This is a genomic window from Peribacillus sp. JNUCC 23 (genome assembly GCF_053653995.1).
In genome coordinates this window covers 499873-525148 of record NZ_CM132202.1, presented here as the reverse complement: position 1 = coordinate 525148, position 25276 = coordinate 499873, and the positions used below count along the sequence as shown (strand labels likewise).

The window sequence follows — 25276 nt, the reverse complement described above, 5'->3', positions numbered from 1 at the left end:
TCAAACCAAAGGATCAGACCCCGCAATAACTAAATCTAGTACAAGTTTAGTGTATAAAACACTACAAACTGATTTAGAGTGCGAGGTTAGACCCTTATGAGACACCTTTTTCATTTGATATGATTTAGCGTACTAGGATATCTGGACGTACATACGTTTTTCCATTGTGATTTACCTTTAAATATACCCACTCCCCCGTGTCAGTGAGGTACTCATTTTCTTCCTTACCGACAAGGAAGGTATCCTCAGATTTAATGCCACGGATGGCAGGATTCCAAGCAAATGCCTGGTTTTCCAGAACCGTTCCCTCTGCATTCGGAGTTGCAAGGAATTCCCGGCTCGCATAGCCTGTTGGTCCGCCTTGATGCAGGAAGCGCCAATCTTCGCCATACCCTACTTCCTCATACTTCGCAAACGCTGTCTTTAATACATCCTTGACAGCGACTCCAGGTCTTGTAGCTGCATTCATCGCCACATCAATCTGAACTAGCTTTTGCTTGTTTTCATTGATTTCTGCTGGCAGTTCACCAAAATGAACGAAACGAGTAACGTTTGCGACGAGTCCCCATTTTTCCGCACAAAGAACAATCATTGCATAATTCGCTAATTTTTTATCTGTTGGAATCGGGTGGCGGTATTTAAATACTCGTTCGTCAGTTGATACGAGAATGAGTTGGGGATTAATTCCCCGCTTGATAACTTTTGCTGCAAGATGGGCCTGGATCTCAAACTCTGTCCACCCAGGTTGAATTTCACGGCATGTTGACTCAACCGCCATCGCTGCCTGCTTGGAAAGCCAGCGGTATCGATCGATCTCATCACTAGTAAGCGTGTATCGGAGACTAGTGAGCTCATGTCCGAAGTCTAGGAAATCTCCGATCGATACATCGCTTGCGATTTTTTTCCCTTCAGTTAGTCCTTGTACAATGGAATCCTGATCTTCATACCATTCTAGAGTAATAAATTCATAGCCAAGTCCTAAAAGCTCCTCGTCATGAATTCGTGCTGATTCCATTTTGGAAGTAATGCAGTATTTTTTATCAGCAAAAATTAATAAATCGGCCACACCGTTTTCTGTTGTATTGACAATATGATTGTCCTTTCCACCAGTGATCCAAGCAAAATTGCTTCGTTTTCGGAAAAAAACGCCGTCAATCTTGTTCTCTTTAATAAAGTGTTCCACTTTCTCAAGCGGTTTTGCAATCCCCATTTCCATTTTCCTCCCCCTCTACTTATTATCTTCGTAACCGTTTGGATTGGCCCGATGCCAGTTCCAAGCAGTTTCTATAATGGTTTCCAAGTCGTTGAACCTCGGCTTCCAACCTAAGACAGACTGTGCTTTTTTTGAAGATGCAATCAATACAGCTGGATCACCTGCACGCCTTGGGCTTACCGACTCTGGGATTGGATGTCCTGTCACGTTCCGAGCCGTCTCAATGACTTCTTTTACAGAAAAACCCTTTCCGTTTCCAAGGTTGAATACTTCACTCGCCTCGCTATTACGTAAATGCTGAAGGGCAAGCCAGTGTGCATTCGCGAGATCCATCACATGGATGTAATCTCGGATACAGGTTCCATCTTCAGTAGGGTAGTCCGCCCCAAAAATACCGATTGACTCCCGCTCGCCTAAGGCAACTTGAAGAATGATCGGGATTAAATGGCTCTCAGGTTGATGGTCTTCCCCAATCTTTCCGTCCGGATGAGCACCTGCCGCATTAAAATAGCGCAGAGAAATAGACTTTAACCCATACGCACCATCACACCATCTGAACATTTTCTCCATTGCCAGTTTAGTTTCACCGTATGGACTCGTCGGATCGGTCGTATCCGTTTCCTTAATCGGAATCTGTTTTGGCTCTCCATATGTAGCAGCAGTAGATGAAAACACGATTTTCTTGACACCATGCTCAAGCATAGTGGATACAAGTGTATGGGAAGCAATTAAGTTATTTTCATAATAATCTAATGGATGTGAGACACTCTCCCCAACTAACGAACTTGCTGCAAAGTGAATAACTGCTTCAATTTCATGACGTTCAAAAACATGGTTTAGAAAGCTACGATCATGGAGATCGCCTTGATAAAATTGTCCTCCTACAACGGATTGTTCATGGCCAGTTCTCAGGCTGTCAACGACAATCACTTCTTCACCTTGATTCAAAAGTTCTAATACCGTGTGGCTGCCAATATAACCCGCTCCACCAGTTACTAAAATCGCCATCCTCTATTCCTCCTCAACGATTTCTTTTGTACCGTCACCAATTTCACATATATAGAAAGTCGGCTTGATTCCTGTTTTAGCTGTATAATTACTTGCTACCATCTCTGTAAATGATGTGACAGCTGAATCCTTCACAAGGCTAACATTGCAACCTCCAAAACCAGCCCCCGTCATTCTTGTGCCGATACAGCCTTCGACTTTTGCAGCTTCTTCATACAAAGTATCTAACTCGATTCCTGTGACTTCATATAAATCACGCAAAGATTCATGGGATTGCTTCATTAGTTTTCCAAACAAATCAAGATCGTTTTTCTCAAGTGCCTCCATTGCAGAAATAACCCGCTCATTTTCCGTGACTACATGCTCGACTCGACGACGAATGACTTCATCTTTGACAATATGCTGAATCCTTTTCCAATCATCAACGCTCATATCTCCTAATGACTGAACATGAAGTAATTCTTGTTGGATGATTTTCAGCCCTTCTTCACATTCTCTCCTGCGCTCATTATATTTTGAATCAGCTAGACCTCTTTGCTTGTTCGTATTAATGATGACAAGCTTGTAGCCGTCAATTCTTACAGGAACATACTCATATTCAAGCGTATCGCACTTCAATTTAATCGCATGCTTTCTTTTGCCCATCCCCACAGCAAACTGATCCATAATTCCGCAGTTGACACCAACAAAGCGATTTTCCGCACGCTGCCCAAGCTTTACAAGCTCTACCATCGGAATCTCTATTCCCGCAAGCCCACTCAAAGAAAGCGCTGTCACTAATTCGATAGAAGCAGAAGATGATAGCCCCGCTCCATTTGGAATATTCCCGTAAAACAGTATATTGGCCCCTGTATAACAACTAGCATCCTCTGAACCAGCGATTTCAAGTAGCTCCTTCAGAACCCCCTTTGGATAGTTCGCCCAGTCATCTTCTTTTCTATAGGTTATATCTGAGACATGACAGCTCACATCTAACTCGAAGTTGGCAGACCGAAAATGGTATATTCCATCATTGCGAGGACTTACCATAGCCCAAGTTCCAAATGTCAGCGCAGCCGGGAAAACATACCCTCCATTATAATCAGTATGTTCCCCAATTAAATTCACACGACCTGGAGCAAAGTACACGCGTAATTCATCTTCTTTTCCGTATTCTTGATAAAATAAATCTTTTAATTGATTTACATCCATTCTTGCTGCTCCTCCCTGTTTACAAAAAGCAAAATATAGTAGACTTCATGTGTTATATGAAATACTCAATCTATTTTCTAAAGTGAATATAGGAATTTTATAAAAGCCTGTTTTCCTTCTGCTGTCGTTTTAAACACGCCGGCATCTTCCAAAACGCGTTGAAACTTATTTCCCACTTCTTTTTGAAGAATTTCCATTACATTTTCTTTCGTTACACTGTCTAACCTTTGACACATATCTTCGTACCAGTCCCAGTGTTTTCCCAACGCCGGATCCCACTTTTCCTTCTGTATCGGCTTCACAAGGTATTCAGCTATTTGTTCCAATTCCGTTGCCAGCCTCCCCGGTAGCACAGCAAGTCCCATCACTTCAATCAACCCAATATTTTCCCTTTTAATATGGTGGAGGTCTCGATGTGGATGAAAAATTCCATCGGGATACTCCTCTGTTGTGCGATTATTCCTTAAGACCATGTCCATTTCATATAAGTCGCCCCGTCTACGAGCTATAGGCGTTACCGTGTTGTGTAAAGTGTTTCCTGTGTATGCAACAATATCAGCCTCAAGATCCGCATACTTTTTCCAACTCTCATAAATATGCTCACAAGCATTCGCCACATCTTCCTTAGCCCCTTGGACACGGATAACTGACATTGGCCAATTCACGATTCCAACCCTTGTAGATGGATATGCATCGAGAGAGATCGTTTCTGTCATTTCCGCTCTTTCGACCGCAAATGTGTATCGGCCCCCTTGAAAATGGTCATGCGATAAAATAGAACCGCCGACAATTGGGAGATCAGCATTAGAACCAATGAAGTAATGAGGAAACTGATCAACAAAGTCTAGAAGACGATCAAATGTGGCTCTAGATATTTTCATAGGTGTATGTTCTTGCCTAAAAGCAATACTATGTTCGTTGTAATAAACGTATGGAGAATATTGAAATCTCCATTCCTCATTATTTAAGACGATCGGGATTGTTCTATGCGTTGCTCTTGCAGGATGCCTAAGAGTACCTTTATACCCTTCATTTTCAATACATAAAAGACAAGTTGGATATGAAGAAGAAGGAGCTTCCTTCAATTTCGCAATTTCTTTCGGATCCTTTTCTGGCTTTGATAGATTGATCGTTATATCAATATCACCGTAAGGCGTAGTTGCTTTCCACTCTTTATTTCTAGCAATCCGGTCCGATCGAATATAGTTAGAATCAGTCGACATTTTATAGAAATAGTTAGTCGCATGTTCTGGATTGTCCTCATAACGATTTTTAAATAGTCGAATAACCTCTGACGGACGCGGCATCAGACAATTCATGATTTCTGTGTCAAGGATATCCCGTTCAGTTACCGTGTTTGCTGCAAGACCGCTATGATCATACGCCCAATCAAGAATACTGCCCAGAATTTCTGCTAAAGATGGTAGAGGATTTGTATGTTCACACTCCTCCCACTCATCCAGCCCTAAAAGAGAAAGAACACGATTTCTAATATAAATCGAATCGTCTAACCCAAACAGTTCATTCGTATAGCCGTACTCCAGTAAATTTTGGATATCTTGATAAATATCTTTCATTATTATTGACACCTCGATTTAAGTACTTTTGGTTGAATCTATAACGGGTAGTCGATTTTACAAAGAATACTTCTTACATGTTTTGAAACTTAATTAAATTAATTAACTATGTTAACACCATATTATACCTTTTGAATAGTTTTTACAATATTTAATATATAAAAACTATTCCAAACGAAGGGTCAGACCTCACATCTACTATTTACCGATTATACGACGTGTACATGACACGATAAACGGTGTATAGAGTGTGAGGTCTGACCCTTTCTCCTCTTCTTCTTGTCTATTGTTAATGCCCTTCTTTTATTTACGTTTTTTACTTATCGCTATAGGTGAATGGGCATTTTGATTATATGGTTGAATCGTAAATGCAAATTGGAAGTCCTCATTCCCAAGTCGATATTGTTCTTGAACATCTTCGCCACAGCTTGCCGAACCTAAGCCATATTGCTGCTTATCAATGTGCAAAGTGATATAAGGTTGCTTGACAAGATCATAAGTGTGCTTCGCCGTTTCTAATTGTTCAACCGTATAATAGCTTGCCGAGAAGTCAAAAGAATCACCTGAAACGAGCATACTTTGACCATTCTCTTGTGAAAAACTCGCCCATTTATTTTGGTGGCGGTTCCCATTTTCTTGTGGAAAAATATACGGTGTATACAAACCATCGATTGTTGATGACCAAACACCCATCCTTGCGGCTAACCTACTATCCACATAAGCTTCATTCGGCCCTAAGCCATACCATTGAACAGCATCGAATGTGTTTTCTACGATCATCTCTACTCCAATCCGTGGAAGAGTTGTAGGGCCATTTCCAGAGGTTATCCCTTTGATATCAATTAAAACACTGCCATCAGCTCGAATTGTGTATTCATACGTTACATCAAATCCCCACGCAATGACTGGAGGAGCTAATTTCGCCTTGCAAGAAATAATCACAGTTTGAAGGTCTTCTTGTATTATAATTTCCGTCTGTTTCATTCGGTGTTGTATCGCATGAACACCATATTCTTTCCACTGTTTAGCAACTGGCTTCGCATGAAATTCTTCAGAACCTAATAAATCATTATCAATAGGCGCTCGCCAAAAGTTTAATCTTGGCCCTTTATGCAACATTAACTGGCCATCATAATAATAGTCTTCTATGCGACCATTTTGCTTATTGAAAGTTACTTTGAAATTAGGACCTACTATGTTTGTTTTTGATGGTTCTTCAACTACATGTAATTGGCCTGCAGGTTGTTGTTCAATAGCTACAAAACGAGAGATTGGAAGCTCGCGCTGTGACCATGCGACAGGATGACCTGAAGCCGCCCATTGTGTAGTATCTTTCATCGTCCAAACGATATTTAACCAGTAATCTGTATTTTCTCGCACGATACTAGGTATTTGAATCGGCAACTCTACCACTCTTGTAGAATTTGCAGGGATCTCTGGTACTTCGACAATCCCACTTTCTATAATAGTTCCATCTGCTTCTATAGACCACTGACATTGCAATTTTGATAAACCAGAAAAATCATAACGATTTTGCACTTGGATGGTCTTTTCTTCAAAGTTGAAATTTGTTACCACAACTGGTTCAATTACTTTTTTATACTCTGCCAACGCTGGTGAAGGTTTGCGATCGGGTCGAACTAATCCGTCGATAACAAAATTGCCATCATGCGGTGTCTCACCAAAGTCTCCACCGTAGGCAAAGTATTCTTCACCCTCTGGCGTATATTGTCTTAATCCGTGATCGACCCATTCCCAAACAAAACCACCCTGCAGCCGATCATATGCATAAAACGTTTCCCAATATTCTTTAAGGCCGCCTGGACCATTGCCCATTGCATGTGCATACTCACATAAAATATGAGGTTTCTCCAAGTTCGTCAATTCACCAATGACTTTCATTTGCTCAATGGACGTATACATCGAGGTGTGAACATCAGATGCAATCGGATCCTTCGTTGGTACGAAATCATCCTCATACAATATTTCTCTCGTCTCCCCTTCATAATGGACCAATCTAGAAGGATCTCTTCTCTTTGCCCATTCATACATGGCAATATGATTTCGTCCAAAGCCAGACTCATTCCCTAATGACCACATAATAATCGACGGATGGTTTTTATCCCGTTCAACCATTCTTTCCATTCTATCAACATAAGCATCTTGCCAGTTTAGATCATCACTTAATAAATGCGGTTTGCCTATTCGGGTTAGGCCGTGACATTCAAGATCCGTTTCATCAATCACATAAAATCCAAAAGTATCGCATAGCTCATAAAAACGTGGATCATTTGGATAATGGGCTGTCCGAATGGCATTAATATTATGCTGTTTCATTAATATTAAATCTTCAATCATCGAGCTTACTGGTACTGCGCGACCAAAGTCAGGATGAGCATCATGCCGATTAACCCCTTTAAACATGATCGCTACACCATTCACTAATAATTGGCCGCCTTTAATTTCAATATTTCTAAATCCACATTTTTGTGGAATCACTTCAACTATTTCACCTGTTGGGTTCAATAATGTGATCACTACATCATATAAGAATGGCGTTTCTGCATTCCATTGCTTCACACCCGCAATATGAATCGTTCCTGTCACAACTTGACTGTCTACGCTTTGTTGGTGTTCAGCTATGACAGTACCGTTCTCTTGTATTTCCACTGCCACTTGGTGTCCTTCATACTCTCCTGACAAAGCGAGTTCAAAATCAAATCGGCCATCTTGGAAGTCATTTTCTAAAGAGCTATTCACAAACACATCTTGTATATGAGTAGTTGGTTTTGACATAATATAGACGTCCCTAAATATGCCACTTAACCACCACATATCTTGATCCTCAATATAGGAGGATTCCGTCCATTGGTAGACTCGAACTGAAATTCTATTTTCTCCCGCTTTAACAAAATCCGTAATATCAAACTCAGAAGGAAGACGGCTACCTTGGCTATACCCAACTAAATGCCCATTAATCCATACATGGAAAGAACTATCGACACCTTCAAACATCAAATGTAACTTTTCCGACAATGTTTCTTTCGTTAAATAAAACGTCCTTTCGTATGCCCCAGTCGGATTTTCAGACGGAATATAGGGAGGCTCTACTGGAAATGGATACTGTACATTTGTATAATGAGGCTTACCATAACCATTCAATTGCCAATGAGATGGAACAGTGATCGATCCCCAATGATCCGTGCTATACTCCTCTTTGTAAAAATCACTCGGTGATTCCAGCGGTGAGTTTGCATAATGAAACTTCCAATTGCCATTTAGTAATAAAAATCCTTGTGAATCACCTCTCTCATAGGAGAGTGCAGTCGGTTTGTTTTTATAGCTAAAAAAGGAGGCTCTTGGTTTTAGTCGATTCCTTTGTAATACTTCCAGGTTTTCCCAATCATTTCGTAAAGTCATAGCGATTATACCCCTTCTATATTTCATTATCCTTTAACTGATCCACCATAAAGTAAAACTTCAATCAGTGGGGGTTTTCTTCATCCTTCACTGATTGTTAGTTGAACCGATCGGGCTTTTACGGGCAGTTATCCCCCACCTACGCTTCTTCGATTCCTCTAAGCTTTGAGGTAAGGACTTACTGCCCGTTAGTGCGGGATAAATTCCTGCGATAAAAGCACCAGCAATGTTGTGTATTCTATGGTTACGTGACCACATTATTTAAAAAGAAATCCATTTGAACATCTTCGGCCCTAATCTGCTCAATTAGATAACTTTCCTAGTAATATTCAAAATATAAGCCCGAATGAAACCGTTGTCAATAGTTTAAACTTTTTTTACAGACTCTCTTTCTATTAAAGTGACTTCAGCTTCTACAATTGTCTCAACTTGCTTTTCTTTGTGAAGTTGATCTAATAATTGTTGAACGAGCTTTCTGCCAATTTCCCTTTTTGGGATATTCATAGTTGTTAATGTTGGTGTGACGATATTAGCTAATTCAATATTATCAACACCTATAACGGATATGTCATCCGGAACTTTCTTTCCACTCTCAATGATGGCTCGCATGGCGCCCGCCGCTAGCAAATCATTAGAGGCAGCTACGGCGGTAAATGATTGTCCTTTATCCAATAACGACTTGATCCCAGCATATCCTGTCGTCAATTTGTCTTCATACATTTCGATAAATTTTTTATAATAGTCCTTGATTGGCAAATGATGTTCCCTCATTGCACTTTCATATCCTTCGTACCTAGCATTTCCAAATTCATTATCAAAATAATGGCCTAAAAAAATAATTTCTTTATGTCCATTTCGGATTAAATGCTCGACAGATTGTTTCATCACTTTTTTCAAATCTACAAATACATGAGGTATATCTGTTTCTAGAAAACGGTCTAGATATAGGGATAATGGCATGTTGAGCGCATTTTTATCAAAATTCATAATTGAACTTAATTCATACGATGCAAGTAAAATCATGCCATCATAAGGACCTTCTAATACTTGCTTCAAATAATCCTTTCTTTCCTTCGTAATATTATATAACGATAAAGAATACCCTCTTTCTAATGCCATTTCCTCTATCCCAACAAACATTTCCGTAAAAAAGGAATTCGTAATAGATGGTGTTATACAAGCAATTTGTTTATAAGACTTCATCCGTAAATTTTGTGCTGCTCGATTGGGTATATAATTCAATTCAGCAATTGCTGCTTCCACTCTTTCTCGAGCCTTCTCCGCAACATATCCATTATTATTAATGACGCGCGACACGGTTGAAGGCGACACGCCCGCTTTTTGTGCAACTTCTCTCCTTGTGATCATTCGATCTCCTTTCTAACACGCTTTCTGTATATATTCTTTAACCTTTATGAGTTCAATTTGATTAAACCACAAAAAGGTGGCGCCTTCCTCTTTTTTGACTATTTTTATAAAAATTTAGTGAGATGAGCTTAAATAGTTATTTTTAAATACGGATCAATATTTTCCATTTTTACATTCAAACATTATAACGTTATATTGACCGATGTAGAAACATATGATACTCTCAATTTTAATTAGAGTGAAATTTTAGTCATTTACAAACATACAGGCACCAAGTCTCTTCGAACAAGGAGGTAAAAATGACAATTGCGATCGTGTTAAGAAATGTAAAAACAGTAGAAGGTACCGCTGTTGATATTCTATTAAAAAATAAAAAGATTGTAGACATTGTCCCTTCTGGTACTGGAATTGGTGAAAACATCATTGATTATCAGCACAAAGTATTTATCTCTAGTGGTTGGATTGATATGCATGTGCATGCCTTTCCAGAATTTTACCCATATGGCGATGTTATCGATGAAGTGGGCTATAAAACAGGTGTAACGACAATTATTGATGCTGGTAGTACTGGTGCTGATCGTTTGCCTGACTTAGTAGATAGTTGTATAAACGCAAAAACAAATGTATTCGCTTTCTTAAATATCTCACAAATTGGTTTGCAGCGCATCGATGAGTTAGCAAATCTTAATTGGCTAAACGAAGAAAAATTAAAAAAGACCATTGTTGAATATAAGGATTTTATCATTGGACTTAAAGCGAGGATCAGCAATAGTGTGGTCGGCTCAAATGGGATAGAGCCTTTAAAGATCGCTCGGAGGTTCTCCTCAGATACAGGATTACCGCTAATGGTACATATCGGCTCAGGACCGCCGGGTATGAATGAAATTCTTGACTTGCTTGAGAAAAAAGACATTATAACTCATTACTTAAATGGCAAAGCCAATAATTTATTTGATCAAGCAGGACAGCCGCTCCCTAAGTTGCTTCAAGCAATTGAACGCGGCGTTCACTTAGATGTTGGCCATGGGACAGCTAGCTTCTCTTTTAAAACAGCAGAAATAGCAAAACAAGGCAATATCCCCTTTGATACGATTAGTACGGATATTTACCGAAATAATCGGCTAAATGGACCCGTTTATAATATGGCAAATGTATTAACGAAATTTTTATATTTAGGATATTCACTAACAGAAGTAATTGATGCTGTTACTATCCATGCAGCTGAGTGGCTAAATAAACCTGAATTAGGAAGAATTTCGGTAGGCGATATTGCAAATCTCACAATATTCAGCGTTGAAGATGAAGCAATATCATTAATCGATTCTGAAGGTGCAGTAAGAGAAGCGAAACAAAAAATCGATGTAAAAGGAGTCGTTATAAATGGAGAATTCATTGAATGCTAAATACGGTTTAAAAAGAGTGATCAATGCAAGCGGAAGAATGAGTATATTAGGTGTTTCCGCACCTACAGATACTGTAATGAACGCCATGAAGACAGGCGGGCAAAATTACGTTGAAATTGCGGACCTTGTCGACAGAGCAGGTCAACATATCGCTCGGTTACTTCAATCTGAAGCAGCAGTTGTTGTAAACTCTGCATCAAGTGGTATCGCTCTTTCCATAGCCGCGATTGTAACAGAAGGAAACCGCCGAAAAAGCGAAAAACTCCATCAAGAATCGATCCCTAGAAATGAAATCATTATGTTTAAAGGTCATAACGTACAATACGGCGCACCGGTAGAAACAATGGTTTACCTTGGCGGAGGAAAATTAATTGAAGTCGGTTATGCAAATGAAGGCAAAATAGAGCATATTGCCGATGCTATTAATGAAAATACTGCAGCTATTTTATATGTAAAATCCCACCATACGGTGCAAAAAAATATGATTTCAGTTGAAGAAGCTTGGGAAGTTGCCAAAGCGAATCATATTCCATTAATTGTCGATGCGGCTGCAGAAGAAGATGTGAAAAAATATGTCCAAGTTTCTGATTTGGCTATATACAGTGGCTCAAAAGCAATTGAAGGACCAAGTTCCGGAATCGTTGCTGGTAAACAGAAATATATCGAATGGCTTAAGGTGCAATTACATGGCATTGGCAGAAGCATGAAAGTCGGCAAAGAAACAACATTTGGACTATTGCAGGCAATGGATGAGTATTTCGTCAAAACAGATCATAGTGAACAAGAAAAAACTAGTTTACAAGTTCTTACATCACTAGAATCGATCAATGGCGTAAAAGTATCCATTGTACAAGATGAGGCAGGGCGTGCCATCTACAGAGCTCGAATCCTGATTGATCCAGACCTTGCACATACAACAGCGAAAGAAGTAAACGATCAGCTGAGAAATGGAGAATTAATCGCGATTTATACCCGTGATTACGGAGTTCGCCAAGGATTTTTTGATATTGATCCACGCCCATTACAAGGTGATGATATATACGTGATTGAAGCCCGATTGCGAGCTATTTTAGGAGGAAACGAACAATGACTAATATTAACAAACGTTTTTATCGAAATCGAGTAGCTTTGAACGTACTAGCAAATAGTATCGAAAATGCAATAGAAGTTTTCCAGGCGGCAGAAGGTCATGTTTTAATTGGTGTTCTATCCAAAGACTACCCTTCTGTAGATACAGCAGTGGTAGACATGAAAGCATATGGAAAAGCGATAGATGAAGCAGTTTCGATTGGTTTAGGCGCTGGTGATAATCGGCAGGCAGCAGTAGTTTCTGAGATCGCTAAACATTATCCAGGCAGTCATATTAATCAAGTGTTTCCGGCTGTAGCTGCTACACGGGCTAATTTAGGAGAAAAAGAGAGTTGGATCAATTCGCTTGTATCGCCAACGGGTCAAGTCGGCTACGTGAATATTTCTACCGGTCCTAACAGTGCTATGGCCGATGATTTGGCAATTGTTCCTGTCAAAGCCGCCATTGCTTTAGTTCGCGATATGGGTGGGAATGCTTTGAAATACTTCCCGATGAAAGGGTTAGGGCATGAAGACGAGTTCCGTGCAGTAGCGAAAGCTTGTGGTGAAGAGGGCTTTGCTTTGGAACCAACTGGAGGCATTGATTTACATAATTTCGAGAAAATACTGGAAATTGCCTTAGAGGCAAACGTACCGAAAATTATTCCACATGTGTACTCTTCAATTATTAATAAAGAAACTGGTAAGACAAATGAGGTAGATGTGCGAACATTATTAACCATCACAAAAAAATTGGTTCAAAAACATGCCTAAGAAAATAGTTGCATTTGGAGAAGTAATGATGCGATTGCAAGTGGCAGGATACGAATTACTGCAACAAGCTAACACGTTACACTATTCATTCTCAGGCACGGGAGTTAACGTTGCTGCAGCAATGACAAAGCTTGGTCATGATGGCTATCTTGTGACGAAATTACCGATGAATCCATTAGGTGATGCAGCCATCGCTCACTTGCAACGCTTAGGAATTGCACGAAATTTTATCTCTAGAGGTGGCAACTACCTTGGCATGTATTTTTTAGAAAACGGCTTCGGGAATCGTGCCAGCCGTGTCACCTATACGAATCGATTGGAAAGCAGTTTTAATACCGCTTCATTATTGGACTATGATCTGGAAGCAATCGCTGATAAAGCAGAGATCGTCCACTTTTGCGGCATTACACTCTCAATGGGGAAAAATGTCCGCGAGAGTATGAAAGTACTTGCTAAAAGAGTAAAAGAAAAAGGTGGAATCGTTTGTTTTGATTGTAATTTTCGGCCTTCCTTATGGGACGGTGGATACAACAAAGCCAAACCTCATTATGAAGACATGCTTGCTTTATCTGATATTGTCATGATGAATGAACAAGATGCTATGAATATTTTAGGAATGAAGACAACGAAAACCTCAACAGAGGAACAACTTATCGACTTAATTCCTAAAGTCGCAACAAACTTTGATATTCAAACAATAGCAGGAACACATCGAACGATTAATAGGGATAGTACCCACTCTTTATTAGGTTATATGTACAAAGATCAAATGTTCCATTTCTCTGAACGTCTATCCTTTTCCATATATGATAGAATTGGTGCTGGTGATGCCTATACTACCGGTATTTTGCATGGAGAATTGTCTAATTTTCCACCGAAGAAAACCGTACAGTTTGCAGCCGCGGCAGGAATGTTAGCCTGCACAATTGTTGGGGATACGCCCATGTCAACAGAGGCAGAGATATTGTCATCCATTATGGGAACAATTGAAGATATCAAGAGATAAAGTAAAATTTCATACCGGGAAAATGATAGGAGACATGGAACGAGAGTGAATAGAAAAAAAGGACCTTTGTATTTACAAATCAAGGATATATTGAGAGATCGTATTTTACATGGTGTATACGCAGTTAATACTTATATTCCCTCTGAGCCTCTACTAGAAGAAGAATTTAATGTGAGTAAAATTACTGTACGTAATGCAATTAAAGAGCTTGTTCAAGAAGGCTTAATTGAAAAGAAAAGCGGTAAAGGAACGAAGGTCATCACAAATGTTTCCAATGCGAAACTTGCAAAAGGCAAGCACTTTACAGAGTTATTAGTAGAGGAAGGTCACCAAATTATCAAAAAAGTGTTAAGTATAAAAAGGATTCAATTATCTACTGAATCTTCACTCTATCCTCTATTTGGTGAAAATTGCCTTCAAATCGAGCGAATGTACCTTTTGGATGGTGAACCGTATATTCACTTCTCCCACTATATTTTACTGGACATAAGCGATGAAGAATTAAACGATGTTCAGATTAGCTCTTTATATCGTTTTATGGAAGAAAACAATATAAAACTTGAAACATTTAGGGATGAGTTCGCTGTTGCTATCGTGCCTAGTCACATATGTGAATCATTGAAATTGGAAAAAGACACTGTAGCTTTAAAACGAATTCGACTTTCTCATGATGAAGAAGGGAATATTAAAGAATACAGTGAAGGGTACTATAATACAGCAAAACACAACTATATTGTGAGCTATAATGAGCGGAATTCATCGGTTTGACCTAATTAAGCGCTCATTATAGCTTTCTCCCCTGCTAAGGCTTGATAAGAACGAAATATTCTTGCTGTTCATGAGAAGAAATAGATCAATAATTAATCAATGCAGTTGAGCTTATTAATGAATTTGGCTTACAAAATTAAAGATGAATACAGATTGGGGTTGGGTTCGGGGCCTTCCCGTCATTAGACTAGCTTTAATCTATAGGATGCTTTCCCCCGAACACCTGTATCTTTTCAGCTTTAAATCCAAATTTTAAAGTCCTCCTTTCGACTCCATTTTATAAACGACTAGAAATTCGTGTAGTTTTTTTACAAGTCCACCATTTCCAAATCGAATTACTTTATCTTGCTTCTGCTCCGATTCTACCTCTTTGGCAAATTCCAAAAAGGACAATAGATAAATTCTGCGTGAGAGAATATTAACAATGCCATACTCGTAAAACCAATTATCAATCGTATTATAAATTCCTTTGTTTACCCCATATTGTAAATGGCACCAATTAAAAAATTGTAAATCAGGCAGATTCAGATATTTGCTTTTTCCTAAGGTTTTTCCTTTCTCCGTCCTTAAAAAGATCCTCAAATTGTTTAAATTTCTCGATTGCACGATAGATGTCCTCCGTAATTTGTTTTTTTAATAAATCAATGGAAGCAAACTTTTGTTCTTCCCTCACTTTAAACAGAAGTTGACACTCTATGAACTCTCCATATAGGTCATCGGAGAAGTCGAGAAGATGAACTTCAAATGTTTTTTTCAAGGTTGATCCAAATGTTGGTTTAACACCCACATTCATAATGCCCCGATATTGCTTTCCTTTTACAACCACATGTACGCCATATACTCCATTCGCTAACAAGACAGCATCTGCATCTACATTGGCTGTAGGAAAACCTAATTGCCGTCCCATTTTCCTACCATGTACCACTCTCCCACAAAGAGATTCAGTAATACCTTCCTTCCTTTTACCAAGCAAAATAGTGTCAAATTCAAATGGTGCATCCTGATTGTTAATCATCTACACATCCCCTATCTCAATTGTAAATACAAAAAAACTCTCCTTATTAAAGTGATAAGAAGAGTGAAATGTACACAAACAAGCTACCATTGCCTCCTCTTATCTTTCGAACCATTAGTTCGCTGGAATTGGCACAGTACTCATAAAGAGCCTTTTGCCGAGATTTCATTGGACCAGTTCCTCCATCTCTCTTGATAAGATTCTACATGTATGAAATTTTAAAACACATCGGATTACTAAGAATAATTATTACATTCAATATATAAAATGTTCAAGTTCTTGTCAAGTATTTAATGTCAGATTTTTCCGATACTTAATTATGCATGTTTAACGTGGATAAAAGATTGTCTTTAAGAAATTACTAAGATCCTTAGTCACTTTAAGCAAAGTAATTGGCATTTAAAAAGAGATTTTTCATATTTATTAAAGAAAATTTTTTATGTAATGTAACTATCTAGGTAAAACTCTAATCGTTTAAAAAGGATAAAAAGCTTTTCTATGAAGAAAAAAATTCTTTATCCCTTTTGTTTTTTTTACGTTAGCACACTTTTAAACGATTGGAAAATTTCACAACTGGTAATAAATCGCAATGTAATCAAAAAGCTATTCGATTTTCTTTTCCTGCCGTTCATACCTTACTTCCTTAAGCAAAATATTTAAATCGATTTTACGATCCCAAACTTTTCTCGCGTTTTCTGTCATATAAGGAAAAAGATATTGATCAACCATTACCTGATAATCCAGGTCACTAAGAAGATTATATGTAGGAATCTTTATTCTTTTTTCATCAAAGGTTTCAATAACAATATAATTTATTAAATTGATAGGATTTCTCACCAAATCAGTACTTCGAATATTGTTAATAAAAACCGTTCCCTTTTTAGAAAATACCTTCCCATTTTTCCCCAGAATTATCGTTAATAGAATTTTTCCCGGATTAAAAGCAGGCAGTGACCAGAGTGTTAAATACAGAAAAACAGGAGCGATCATGATGCCGCCCAAAATATAAATCAACGAATAAGTTGAATTGAATTTAAAGCCATCAATGATCAATATCAAACAGCTTATTAGACCTCCTAAATAAAATACTGCCATCCATACATACATGAACTTTGAGCCCTTTACCTGAATCAGTTCATTTTTCTTCTTTACATTGAGCAAAAGACGCACCTCCTCAGGCTGAGATTGTTTTGTTATTCAGCAATAGATTGTTTATGGTTGACTCATTTGCTCTTTGAAAACATAGATCTAAATTTTGGTTCCTAGTCACTACCCAAAATTCCGTCTTTCCTGGAATAATAAAGGAAAGATCAATGAACTCTGGGTTATTATTGGAGTCATATTGAAGACTAAGTATACTATCCATTTTACCGTTTCTTCTTGATAGATCATCTAGTAGCTCTACCATATTCGGATTATCTGATTTCTTTACCCATTTCTGAATGTTTATTCCGGAAGGAGTATTAATTTGACTTACATCTTCTAACAACTCGTCAAATTCTTCACTTTTCAACGTAAAAAGCACTTCGCACTCTGCTTTTAGTGAATTGAAAGCAAAAAATTCACTTATTATTGAAAACATGCTCTCTTTGGTTAGTTTCGAAAGATAATGAACTTGATGATCATGCAACAGCTTATGTAAATACACTTCTCCATCTTTAAAATGAAAAGAGATACTGTCTTCTGCTTGTAAACTAACATCAAATTTAGAAGCCTTTACTGTACTCTCTGCATAATTTAATGTGTGGATATATGAAGTATATTCTCTCTTTAGTTTATATTGATTATTAACTTCCTCTACCATCTCTTTTGCCAACAATGAGCGAGAGGCAATTTCTAACATCAATTTCAACTCAGAATCATTCATAGCTGGAAAGTAAGCTTCTTTAATCGAAATACCTTGTTCATATAACCCTTCACTATAAAATGAAAAGATTAGCTCTTCTATGCTTAATTGAACCGTATTCATAGGTCCTCCTTAAAAAAACGAGAATTTATCTTCAAGAAAATCTTTCGCGCCATCAACAAGAGAGCTCGCAGTTTCTTTTGCTTTAGATAGTCCCTTGCCTATTTCTTTCACTTTTCCTACCGGATCCGCAATTGTACTTTTGATTTGATCATTCACAAAATCTACACCTTTATTAAATCCTTCTACAGCTTTTCCTGCCTTCTCTAAGCCGCCCTTTATCATTTCAAGCCCATCATGTATAGGCTCTTTAAATACCATAGCTGCTTTTTCTGCTAAACCTGCAGTAAGCTTGGCAGCCTTCTCTCCCACAAAACCTCCGACAACTGAACCTGCCGTAGCTCCAATTACTGTACCAACTGGACCGACTAAACTACCTAATGCCCCTCCTACTACAGCCCCTGCAATAGAACCTCCAGTAATGGCGACGGTATTATTCACTGCGTGGCCTACCGCTTTTGCATTTTCACGCTTTAATATCTCCGGTTGATCTCCATACTTTGAATAGTTTTCTGAAATCTTCAAGCCCATTCCACCAGCTTCTACTATTCCAGTTACTGCTAACGTACTTATAGCATTAGTTCTCCCAAATTTGGCACCTGTTTGAACAAATGACTTAAACTTAGAAGAATCTAATGCTCTATTCTGAATCCCATCAAACAAAGCTGTTGAGCTACTCGTAAATTTAACAACATCGTCAGGAAGATATTGGGCAATTTTTTTATGAACTAAATTAGCAAACGGGGTATTATTATATTTCTTCGCTAAGTAAGTGGGACTTAATAATGCCTTTGCCACATTCCGATATTTAGAACCGTCAATCGCATCTGACATTTGGTGAAGGACACCCATATGCCTATATGTGAATAGACCATCCGTATTCTTTGCGAATTGCGTGAAGCCCAGACCATAATAGGTAAGCTTTTTCGCAGACAATGCTCCCATAGCCGTTAAAGTGCCATACTTCTCATGCAGTTTATAAAGTTTAGCCACTAAGTTATCGGCATCAGAAAATTTATCGGCCGTCATACGCAGATCTTGCTCCATTTCACTAAGACGATCAACCAATTGATTTCCAGTACCCCACGGATCCCCGACATGAGAGAAGCAATGACTGTATTCAGCAGGCGCACTGCTGATTAAATTAAATAGATCCAGATGCAGTTGCTTATATTCTGCTTCAATCGCTGACAAGTCAAGAACAAATTGATTGGCTAACTCTTCTAAACGGTCTGGATCTACGGATATTTTATTCGCCATACGTATAAGACCTCTTTTCGATATCCATTTATTAGTTAAGCATTGAATTTTCCTTAAGATAAGATACTGACATAATGAATTGATGAACCATTGCATCATCATTAATTGCTTCATTAATCTTTATCAAGAAAGATTAATGAATATCTGATAACCCAACACGGACAGTTGCAGAGGAAATAGAAAAAAATCAACGCAACCAGGAACGCATCCATCATCTAAAGCATGCCGGTCCTCGTCTTTCTTTTTCTTTTTTTTCGCTTTATAATTATAATTGTTCATGATACACCTCTATCGTTCTTCTTGATAAGTGTCACCCTATTATTTAATATTTCAAAGTACCCTACTCACTCCGCGTACAAGCAAGTCTTTCTAACTCTCTTTGCCTTTCAATCTCTTCTCTCACTCGATCAACTTCATTTGCTGCACTTTCCAATTCTCTGCTGATCTCATAAAGATTGTCAGAATGTCTTTGAAATAAAACAGCGGATTCTTCTATTACTGAATCAAATTTTTCTCGACTCTTCCCTGTCCATGTTGCTGCATTAGTATGGATACTTTGCATTAATTTAGATTCATTTGTTTTTAATGTTTCTGATGATTCTTGGAACACCCTTGCAAGTGCTCTAACCCCTTCAGAATTCATATTTTCACCTCATCATTAAGTCAAGAGAATTGTTTAAGACTGTTTAGATTATCTCTATTAAATTTTTTACACTAATATCCTATTTAAACATAAGGAAATACTACTATAATCTCCTATCCTTTACCATAAGTCTCCAGTAATGAATTAGGAAGGAATTGTAACGATTATTTCAACTTGTATTCATTTAAAATTTAAGGTTACTTTTAAAAAAAGCTTAGAATACTCGAAAACATGCATGATTTAGGGTTTACATATTTTTTTGCAAACAAAACAAATATTAATCTGCATGCTAAAAAGAGTCTTTAGACCCGTTCCTTTATCCCCTATTAAGCATCAGTGAAACGGGAATCTCGCATAGGCACTTAAGACTAAACCATATTAAGATCCAATTTTTGTTTTAGACTTTGCCTGTGATTCATTGTCTGATAACCAAGGTATAACACTAAAATCGCCATGGTACATATGAAAGGTTGATTATTCGGATTTGTAAGAACTGTATGAACGTATACATGAGGTAAGTGTATAGCAGAATATTGATCGCAACAAAATAAGCCATAATATACGAATTCCTGAATGAAATCTCGTACATTATGGCTTCATTTATCCCGCATTAACGGGCAGTAAAAGCCCGATTGGTGAGATACAGTGAAACTTACCTTTGTGGTTTTCAAAGGTATAGTTGAACCAATCGGGTTCGTACTGTCGATTGATCGAAGCGTTTGCTGCGATCTTAGCGACAGTAGAACGGGACTAACAATCAGTGGAGGAAGTTTCACTTTATTTTCTCTTACGTTTCTTTCTATTATTCTTTACTGAATTCTTTTGTGCTTCTTACTGTATCAATCGGGCGAACTAATTTTTCGATTTGTTCACGTTTTGGTTCTAAGAATGGAGGTAAAGATAATTTTTCTCCGAGCGTTTCATACGGTTCATCTCCCATAAATCCTGGACCATCTGTTGCAAACTCAAATAAAATTTGTGGTGCAACTCTTACATACAATGATCCGAAGAAGAAACGATCAACAAACCCTGATGTTTGGAATCCGAAGTTTCTTATATGTTTATCCCATTCTTCTAATACAGAACGGTCATCAACTCGAAATGCCGCATGGTGAACTGTACCAAAACCTTGTTGTGCTTGAGGAAGTATGGCATTATATTCGACAACTACTTGTGCCCCATTTCCTCCTTCACCTACTTCAAATAAATGAAATGAACCTTCATGATCAATTTCTTTAAATAAGAGAACCTTTTCCAGCATTTCTTTAAAGTAATCAAACTGAGCAATTCGAACAAAGATTGGCCCTAAACCAGTAATCGCATACTCTAGAGGGACAGGTCCGTTTTGCCACGGTGTACCAGAAGCAACTCCTTCATTGTTTTCATCTGAAATCAATTGATATTGTTGGTCATCAAAATCAACAAATGAAAGTGTCTTTTTACCGAATTGTTCTTTAATTCCAGTGTGTTTTACTTCTAAACGATCAAAACGTTTTACCCAATAATCAATCGCTGCATCATTTGGTACACGGAAAGAGGTTTTTGAAATCTCATTTGTCCCATGTACGCCTTTAGGAATACCCGGGAAGTCAAAGAAAGTCATATCTGTACCTGCACTACCATTATCATCTGCAAAAAATAGGTGATACGTCTGGATATCATCTTGGTTAACGGTTTTCTTTACTAAACGCATGCCTAAAACATACGTGAAAAATTCATAGTTTTTTTCTGCACTACTTGTAATGGCTGTGACGTGGTGAATTCCTTTTAATTCGTTCATATTACATGCCTCCAATTGATTCTCAATTTGTATTCTTTTTAAAACAGAGCGCTTCTTCCCTTTAAGCTGATTTGCTGAATTTGTACTTTTATAAAATATTTTTCCTATATGTTGATCAGACTAGTCGTTTTTTTCACATTGTTTTATCTCTGATTAATATATCTTTAATTCGAGATAAATATATCATGAATTACACGAGCTGTCAATAATAAGAACTATGATAAAAAAATGAGGAATAAAATAAAAAAGGTGAGACACTACTTAATAGTAGATACTCACCTTTTTTTCATTGATGATAGACTTTTATCGTCCACTCTAGACAATATTATTTTTTAAAAATCCCGAACGGTTTTCCGATCGGTAGCACAACTTGTCCGAAATGTGTGTTTAATACGTTCGCTGCTGAACCGTAGAAAGATAACAAAGCGATGCACATTTCTGCTACGGCAGCAATCATATGAGTTACATCATACATAATATTAAAAGAACTTAAAGATAATCCAATAAATAGGAAATCAATAAAGACGAAAATGAAGAACAAAACTTTATGTGTTTCCATGGCTCCAATCGTCATAAAGAGGCTGAAAATCAAGTAGCCAATAAATGCAAATCCAAGTTGTTTGGGATCGCCATTTGCAGCAAGCTTTTCACCGAAAACGCCTAACTGAATCATCCATGTTGTTCCAACACCAAACCAAAATAGTCCGAATGCTCCAAATGCAGTTGTCCCAAATATATTATTATGCTTCGCATCTAGTATCGAGGCATAAACTTGAGCGAGACCGCCTAGGAAAAATACCCACGGCAAGAGATAAGAAAGTCCCTCTGTTAAGCCTAGTTTTTGTGATGATGCTACAAATGTTACCATTGCAAGACCGAATAAGCCTAATGCGGATGGATCTGCTGTTGTTATTTTTACTTGTGTGTGATTCTGAGTACCCATTATTTCCTCCTTAAAAAACATACTTATGTAATGTATCGGAAAAGACAACGAGTGTCAATACAGTCTTTTCCGATGAAACATATAAACCGTATGATTCTAGACTTCCACTTAAAATGAAGTTTTCACTTATTTTCTCCCATTTTCTCATGGTTTCATTTTTAGACTAAATTGAAATCAGAGGAACATTGAACATTTGTTAAAATATGCATGTCACCCAGTGTGGAATAATGGAGGAATAGATATACTTCCCTTGTATTCCATTCTAATTACATTATTTGACTACCTCTACCGTAATTTCACTAATCCAAAGTTCCTCTCCTGTATCAGGATCAATTAATTTATACCATATGTCTCCTTTATCTGTTTCTACTGAATCGTAGTAAGGGAATTCCTGCCCTTCAACTACTGTGTTTACAATATTCTCCTCTGAATTCACTGGTACTTCAGGGGTGGCACGAATATTGGCTTGCGAAGTTATCACCCTAATATTTCCTATCGGTGAGAGAGCTTCATTTTTCTCATCGTCGCCCCCATCTCCACTAAACATGTCAGAAAAAGATAAACTTTTTAATTCAACTACTTGTGCTGAGAGGTTGCCTACTTGCTTATTGAATAAGTCCCAACCTTTTTCAGCTTGCACTTTCACACCATCAGAAAAGAGATAACCCGGAATAATAAAGATAATAGCAGTAATGAATAGTGCAAGTGCTTGTATCGTTGTCTGCTTAATTTTGTCCACTTGGCTCATCTCCTTTCCATGAAACCAATAGGTCGTTATCCGCTTGACTTAACACCCACAAAATAGGTTTCTCTACACTTGTGAATTCGCCGCCTTTAATCGTCGAGCTTGCGAAGAAGCGATAATTTGAGAACTTGTTTTCAACTTTCCGCAAGAAACTATTCATACCTGCTTCAGAAAGCAGTTTATAACATAATTGATGGATAGCATCTTCTTTCGTTTTGATAGAAGGATCCTTATCCATAATTTCTTGAGCTGCTTTTTCTCCGATTCGCTGGTCTAGATTATAGGCATCCACTTTATTAATAACAAAGGCAATTGGTTTGGTTATTTTTTGATGAGGTTTCACTCCATATTGCTCTTGGAAATAAACGATTAAACGATCATAAATTTCCTCTAGAGACGCTCCACTCGGGTTTACAGTTGAAAAATAATTATGTTCCATTTCATATTGCCTGGATATCTCTGCAATAGAAAAGGGATCAATAATGAAGACATTCCCATGATTATGCTCATAGTATTTGTGACTCTTAAGACTGTGCATATCACCAAATGTTTCTCCAGCAGGATCATAAAAATAAACCATTTTAGCCGCGGGCCATTTCTTCTTAGAAATAAAGAAGTTGAATGCACTTAATTCACCATTCACAGTTTTAGATGGCAAATTTCCTTTTATTAGATCTGAAGATACCGATTCAAAGTTCATTCTTTCATGTTCATTCATAAAACGAACATTCCATTGCTGTTTTGGTGCTACATCCTCAATAATTCTCCTAGTCGCGGAAATCATAAAGCACGTCTTCCCAACCGAAGGACCACCAATAATCGGAATGGATATAGGCGTTGATTCTCTGCTATGTTGATTGGACTTACAGCTCGGACACCTTGCTTCTAAATTAGCACGACCATTAAAAAATGTTGTTGGAAGCTTATCTCCACACGAACATTTTCTTTTTAGAATTCCATAAGCTCCCGGTATAAGTTTCGTATGTTCCGCAGAACAATTAGAACAAACATAAATGGGCATTTCAGCCGAATGATGACAGGTCGGACATAGTACTTGTACTTTATTAACTTTTCTATACCCCTTATCGAGTCCCCAAATAATAGCTGAAACGATATAAAGCGGAAGTCCAGCTATTATGATCGTCATGATATGGACTAGTGAAGCCAGTGTTATCCACAGAGTTCCTATCGTTATCTGAATCAGTGAAACACTCATCCAGAACAATGAAGAATAAACCCACGTAATCCAACCATAATATCTTTTATGACTTTTCACCTTTTGAATAAACAGCTTGGAAGAACCGATATTTCCCTTAATTCCAGCTTGTACAATCGTCTTCCAATCTCTGAAAGCCTTTTGAAATAAGTAACTTTTCTTTGCTGGTTGTTGCTCCTCATCCCCCTGATGTATTGCACTCCCAGCATGATTCACAAGTTGATACAAGTAAACTCTTACTGAACTAAATATCCCATATATAATTCCACTAAAAGGAAAAACTACGATTAAAACAGGAAAAGATAAAATACCACCTATAACCAGAAAGCGGTTATTTATTCGCGGTTCATAAATCATGAAGGATAGAAGGGCACATAGATAACCTACGACAAAATAAATCCACCAATAATTCGTAATAAGGGCATACATCCCTTCACTACTAAAAGCAAATGTAGCAATATCATCAAGAATTGTAGCAGAAAAAACATCCAGCCAACTATTTAGATACCTAGTTAGAAAGACAAGAACAAAGCTAATCCAAAAACTAAAAAGCAGTCCTGTAATCATTTCAATAGTTGGTCTTAATAAAAATACCGCCACTAAAGCAATGAAAAAGATCGGACTCCGCTCAAATAGGACTTCAAATCCAAGTGGCCAATTAAGAATAGCGAATAGAATAGCAAATAACGCAAAAGAACCTACTCTTTCATCAAACTTATGCCACCTAGTCCATACGAGTAAAACAGATGGTAGCACAAGCCCGATCATGATATTGATCATAGAACGATCAATATCAAATTGCCAAATGGCTAATGCAAATACTAAACTTAAAAAGTCTAGTATTCGAAAATTCCTTTCGTTAAAAACACGAACCACAACCTTCTCTCCCCTTATCTACATAATGTAGTAATC

At 37.8% G+C, this 25276-nt stretch carries 20 protein-coding genes and 1 riboswitch; of the genes, 5 read left to right on the top strand and 15 right to left on the bottom strand.

Annotated elements, in window-relative coordinates:
- Nucleotides 1-124: 124 nt before the first annotated feature.
- The 6 genes from JNUCC23_RS02680 to JNUCC23_RS02655 form a co-directional block, all read right to left on the bottom strand.
- Nucleotides 125-1210, bottom strand: coding sequence for a M24 family metallopeptidase (locus tag JNUCC23_RS02680; protein WP_454214149.1), 1086 nt, complete (start codon nucleotides 1208-1210; stop codon nucleotides 125-127).
- An 18-nt stretch (nucleotides 1211-1228) separates the two neighbouring features.
- Nucleotides 1229-2221: a UDP-glucose 4-epimerase GalE gene (gene galE / locus JNUCC23_RS02675; protein WP_454214147.1), complete on the bottom strand. Its 993-nt coding sequence runs from the start codon at nucleotides 2219-2221 to the stop codon at nucleotides 1229-1231.
- Nucleotides 2222-2224: 3 nt separating this feature from the next.
- Complete coding sequence (locus tag JNUCC23_RS02670; protein ID WP_454214145.1) at nucleotides 2225-3412, bottom strand: galactokinase; 1188 nt, start codon at nucleotides 3410-3412, stop codon at nucleotides 2225-2227.
- Nucleotides 3413-3489: 77 nt separating this feature from the next.
- Complete coding sequence (gene galT / locus JNUCC23_RS02665) at nucleotides 3490-4989, bottom strand: UDP-glucose--hexose-1-phosphate uridylyltransferase (RefSeq protein WP_454214143.1); 1500 nt, start codon at nucleotides 4987-4989, stop codon at nucleotides 3490-3492.
- A gap of 303 nt (nucleotides 4990-5292) precedes the next feature.
- A complete protein-coding gene (locus JNUCC23_RS02660; RefSeq protein WP_454214141.1) occupies nucleotides 5293-8409 on the bottom strand; it encodes a glycoside hydrolase family 2 TIM barrel-domain containing protein in 3117 nt (1038 codons plus the stop codon).
- Between the two features lie 366 nt (nucleotides 8410-8775).
- Entirely contained in the window at nucleotides 8776-9777 is a 1002-nt protein-coding gene (locus tag JNUCC23_RS02655; RefSeq protein ID WP_454214139.1) for a LacI family DNA-binding transcriptional regulator, read from the bottom strand.
- 299 nt (nucleotides 9778-10076) lie between these two features.
- On the opposite strand from JNUCC23_RS02655, the gene JNUCC23_RS02650 reads away from it, so the two are divergent.
- Genes JNUCC23_RS02650 through JNUCC23_RS02630 form a run of 5 tightly spaced genes read left to right on the top strand, consistent with a single transcriptional unit; the run spans nucleotide 10077 to nucleotide 14796 of the window.
- Entirely contained in the window at nucleotides 10077-11180 is a 1104-nt protein-coding gene (locus JNUCC23_RS02650; protein WP_454214137.1) for an amidohydrolase/deacetylase family metallohydrolase, read from the top strand.
- A complete protein-coding gene (locus JNUCC23_RS02645) occupies nucleotides 11158-12270 on the top strand; it encodes a DgaE family pyridoxal phosphate-dependent ammonia lyase (RefSeq protein WP_454214135.1) in 1113 nt (370 codons plus the stop codon). Before JNUCC23_RS02650 ends, JNUCC23_RS02645 begins: the two co-directional genes overlap by 23 nt.
- Nucleotides 12267-13022 carry a 2-dehydro-3-deoxy-phosphogluconate aldolase gene (dagF, locus tag JNUCC23_RS02640; RefSeq protein ID WP_403075040.1) on the top strand — a complete coding sequence of 252 codons (756 nt, stop codon included), beginning with the start codon at nucleotides 12267-12269 and terminating at the stop codon, nucleotides 13020-13022. The genes JNUCC23_RS02645 and dagF overlap by 4 nt, the downstream gene beginning before the upstream one ends.
- Nucleotides 13015-14028: a sugar kinase gene (locus JNUCC23_RS02635; RefSeq protein WP_454214133.1), complete on the top strand. Its 1014-nt coding sequence runs from the start codon at nucleotides 13015-13017 to the stop codon at nucleotides 14026-14028. The genes dagF and JNUCC23_RS02635 overlap by 8 nt, the downstream gene beginning before the upstream one ends.
- 45 nt (nucleotides 14029-14073) lie before the next feature.
- Nucleotides 14074-14796, top strand: coding sequence for a GntR family transcriptional regulator (locus tag JNUCC23_RS02630; RefSeq protein ID WP_403075046.1), 723 nt, complete (start codon nucleotides 14074-14076; stop codon nucleotides 14794-14796).
- 514 nt (nucleotides 14797-15310) lie between these two features.
- Here JNUCC23_RS02630 and JNUCC23_RS02625 read toward each other — a convergent pair.
- From JNUCC23_RS02625 to JNUCC23_RS02585, 9 genes are all read right to left on the bottom strand, one after another.
- On the bottom strand, nucleotides 15311-15811 hold the full coding sequence (locus JNUCC23_RS02625; RefSeq protein ID WP_454214131.1) for a riboflavin kinase: 501 nt from the start codon (nucleotides 15809-15811) through the stop codon (nucleotides 15311-15313).
- A 96-nt stretch (nucleotides 15812-15907) separates the two neighbouring features.
- Nucleotides 15908-16012, bottom strand: a riboswitch (SAM riboswitch).
- A 402-nt stretch (nucleotides 16013-16414) separates the two neighbouring features.
- A complete protein-coding gene (locus JNUCC23_RS02620) occupies nucleotides 16415-16981 on the bottom strand; it encodes a DUF5381 family protein (protein WP_454214129.1) in 567 nt (188 codons plus the stop codon).
- Between the two features lie 4 nt (nucleotides 16982-16985).
- Complete coding sequence (locus JNUCC23_RS02615; protein WP_454214127.1) at nucleotides 16986-17780, bottom strand: hypothetical protein; 795 nt, start codon at nucleotides 17778-17780, stop codon at nucleotides 16986-16988.
- Nucleotides 17781-17789: 9 nt separating this feature from the next.
- Entirely contained in the window at nucleotides 17790-19037 is a 1248-nt protein-coding gene (locus JNUCC23_RS02610) for a hypothetical protein (protein ID WP_454214125.1), read from the bottom strand.
- 340 nt (nucleotides 19038-19377) lie between these two features.
- A complete protein-coding gene (locus JNUCC23_RS02605; protein WP_403075062.1) occupies nucleotides 19378-19680 on the bottom strand; it encodes a WXG100 family type VII secretion target in 303 nt (100 codons plus the stop codon).
- 802 nt (nucleotides 19681-20482) lie between these two features.
- Nucleotides 20483-21460 (bottom strand): ring-cleaving dioxygenase, encoded by a 978-nt coding sequence (locus JNUCC23_RS02600; RefSeq protein WP_062184894.1) that lies wholly within the window; start codon nucleotides 21458-21460, stop codon nucleotides 20483-20485.
- A 325-nt stretch (nucleotides 21461-21785) separates the two neighbouring features.
- Nucleotides 21786-22403, bottom strand: coding sequence for an acetate uptake transporter (locus tag JNUCC23_RS02595; RefSeq protein WP_454214122.1), 618 nt, complete (start codon nucleotides 22401-22403; stop codon nucleotides 21786-21788).
- A gap of 271 nt (nucleotides 22404-22674) precedes the next feature.
- Nucleotides 22675-23142, bottom strand: coding sequence for a hypothetical protein (locus tag JNUCC23_RS02590; protein WP_454214120.1), 468 nt, complete (start codon nucleotides 23140-23142; stop codon nucleotides 22675-22677).
- Nucleotides 23129-25240, bottom strand: a complete 2112-nt coding sequence (locus tag JNUCC23_RS02585; RefSeq protein ID WP_454214119.1) for a TRAFAC clade GTPase domain-containing protein — start codon at nucleotides 25238-25240, stop codon at nucleotides 23129-23131. The genes JNUCC23_RS02590 and JNUCC23_RS02585 overlap by 14 nt, the downstream gene beginning before the upstream one ends.
- Nucleotides 25241-25276 lie beyond the last annotated feature (36 nt).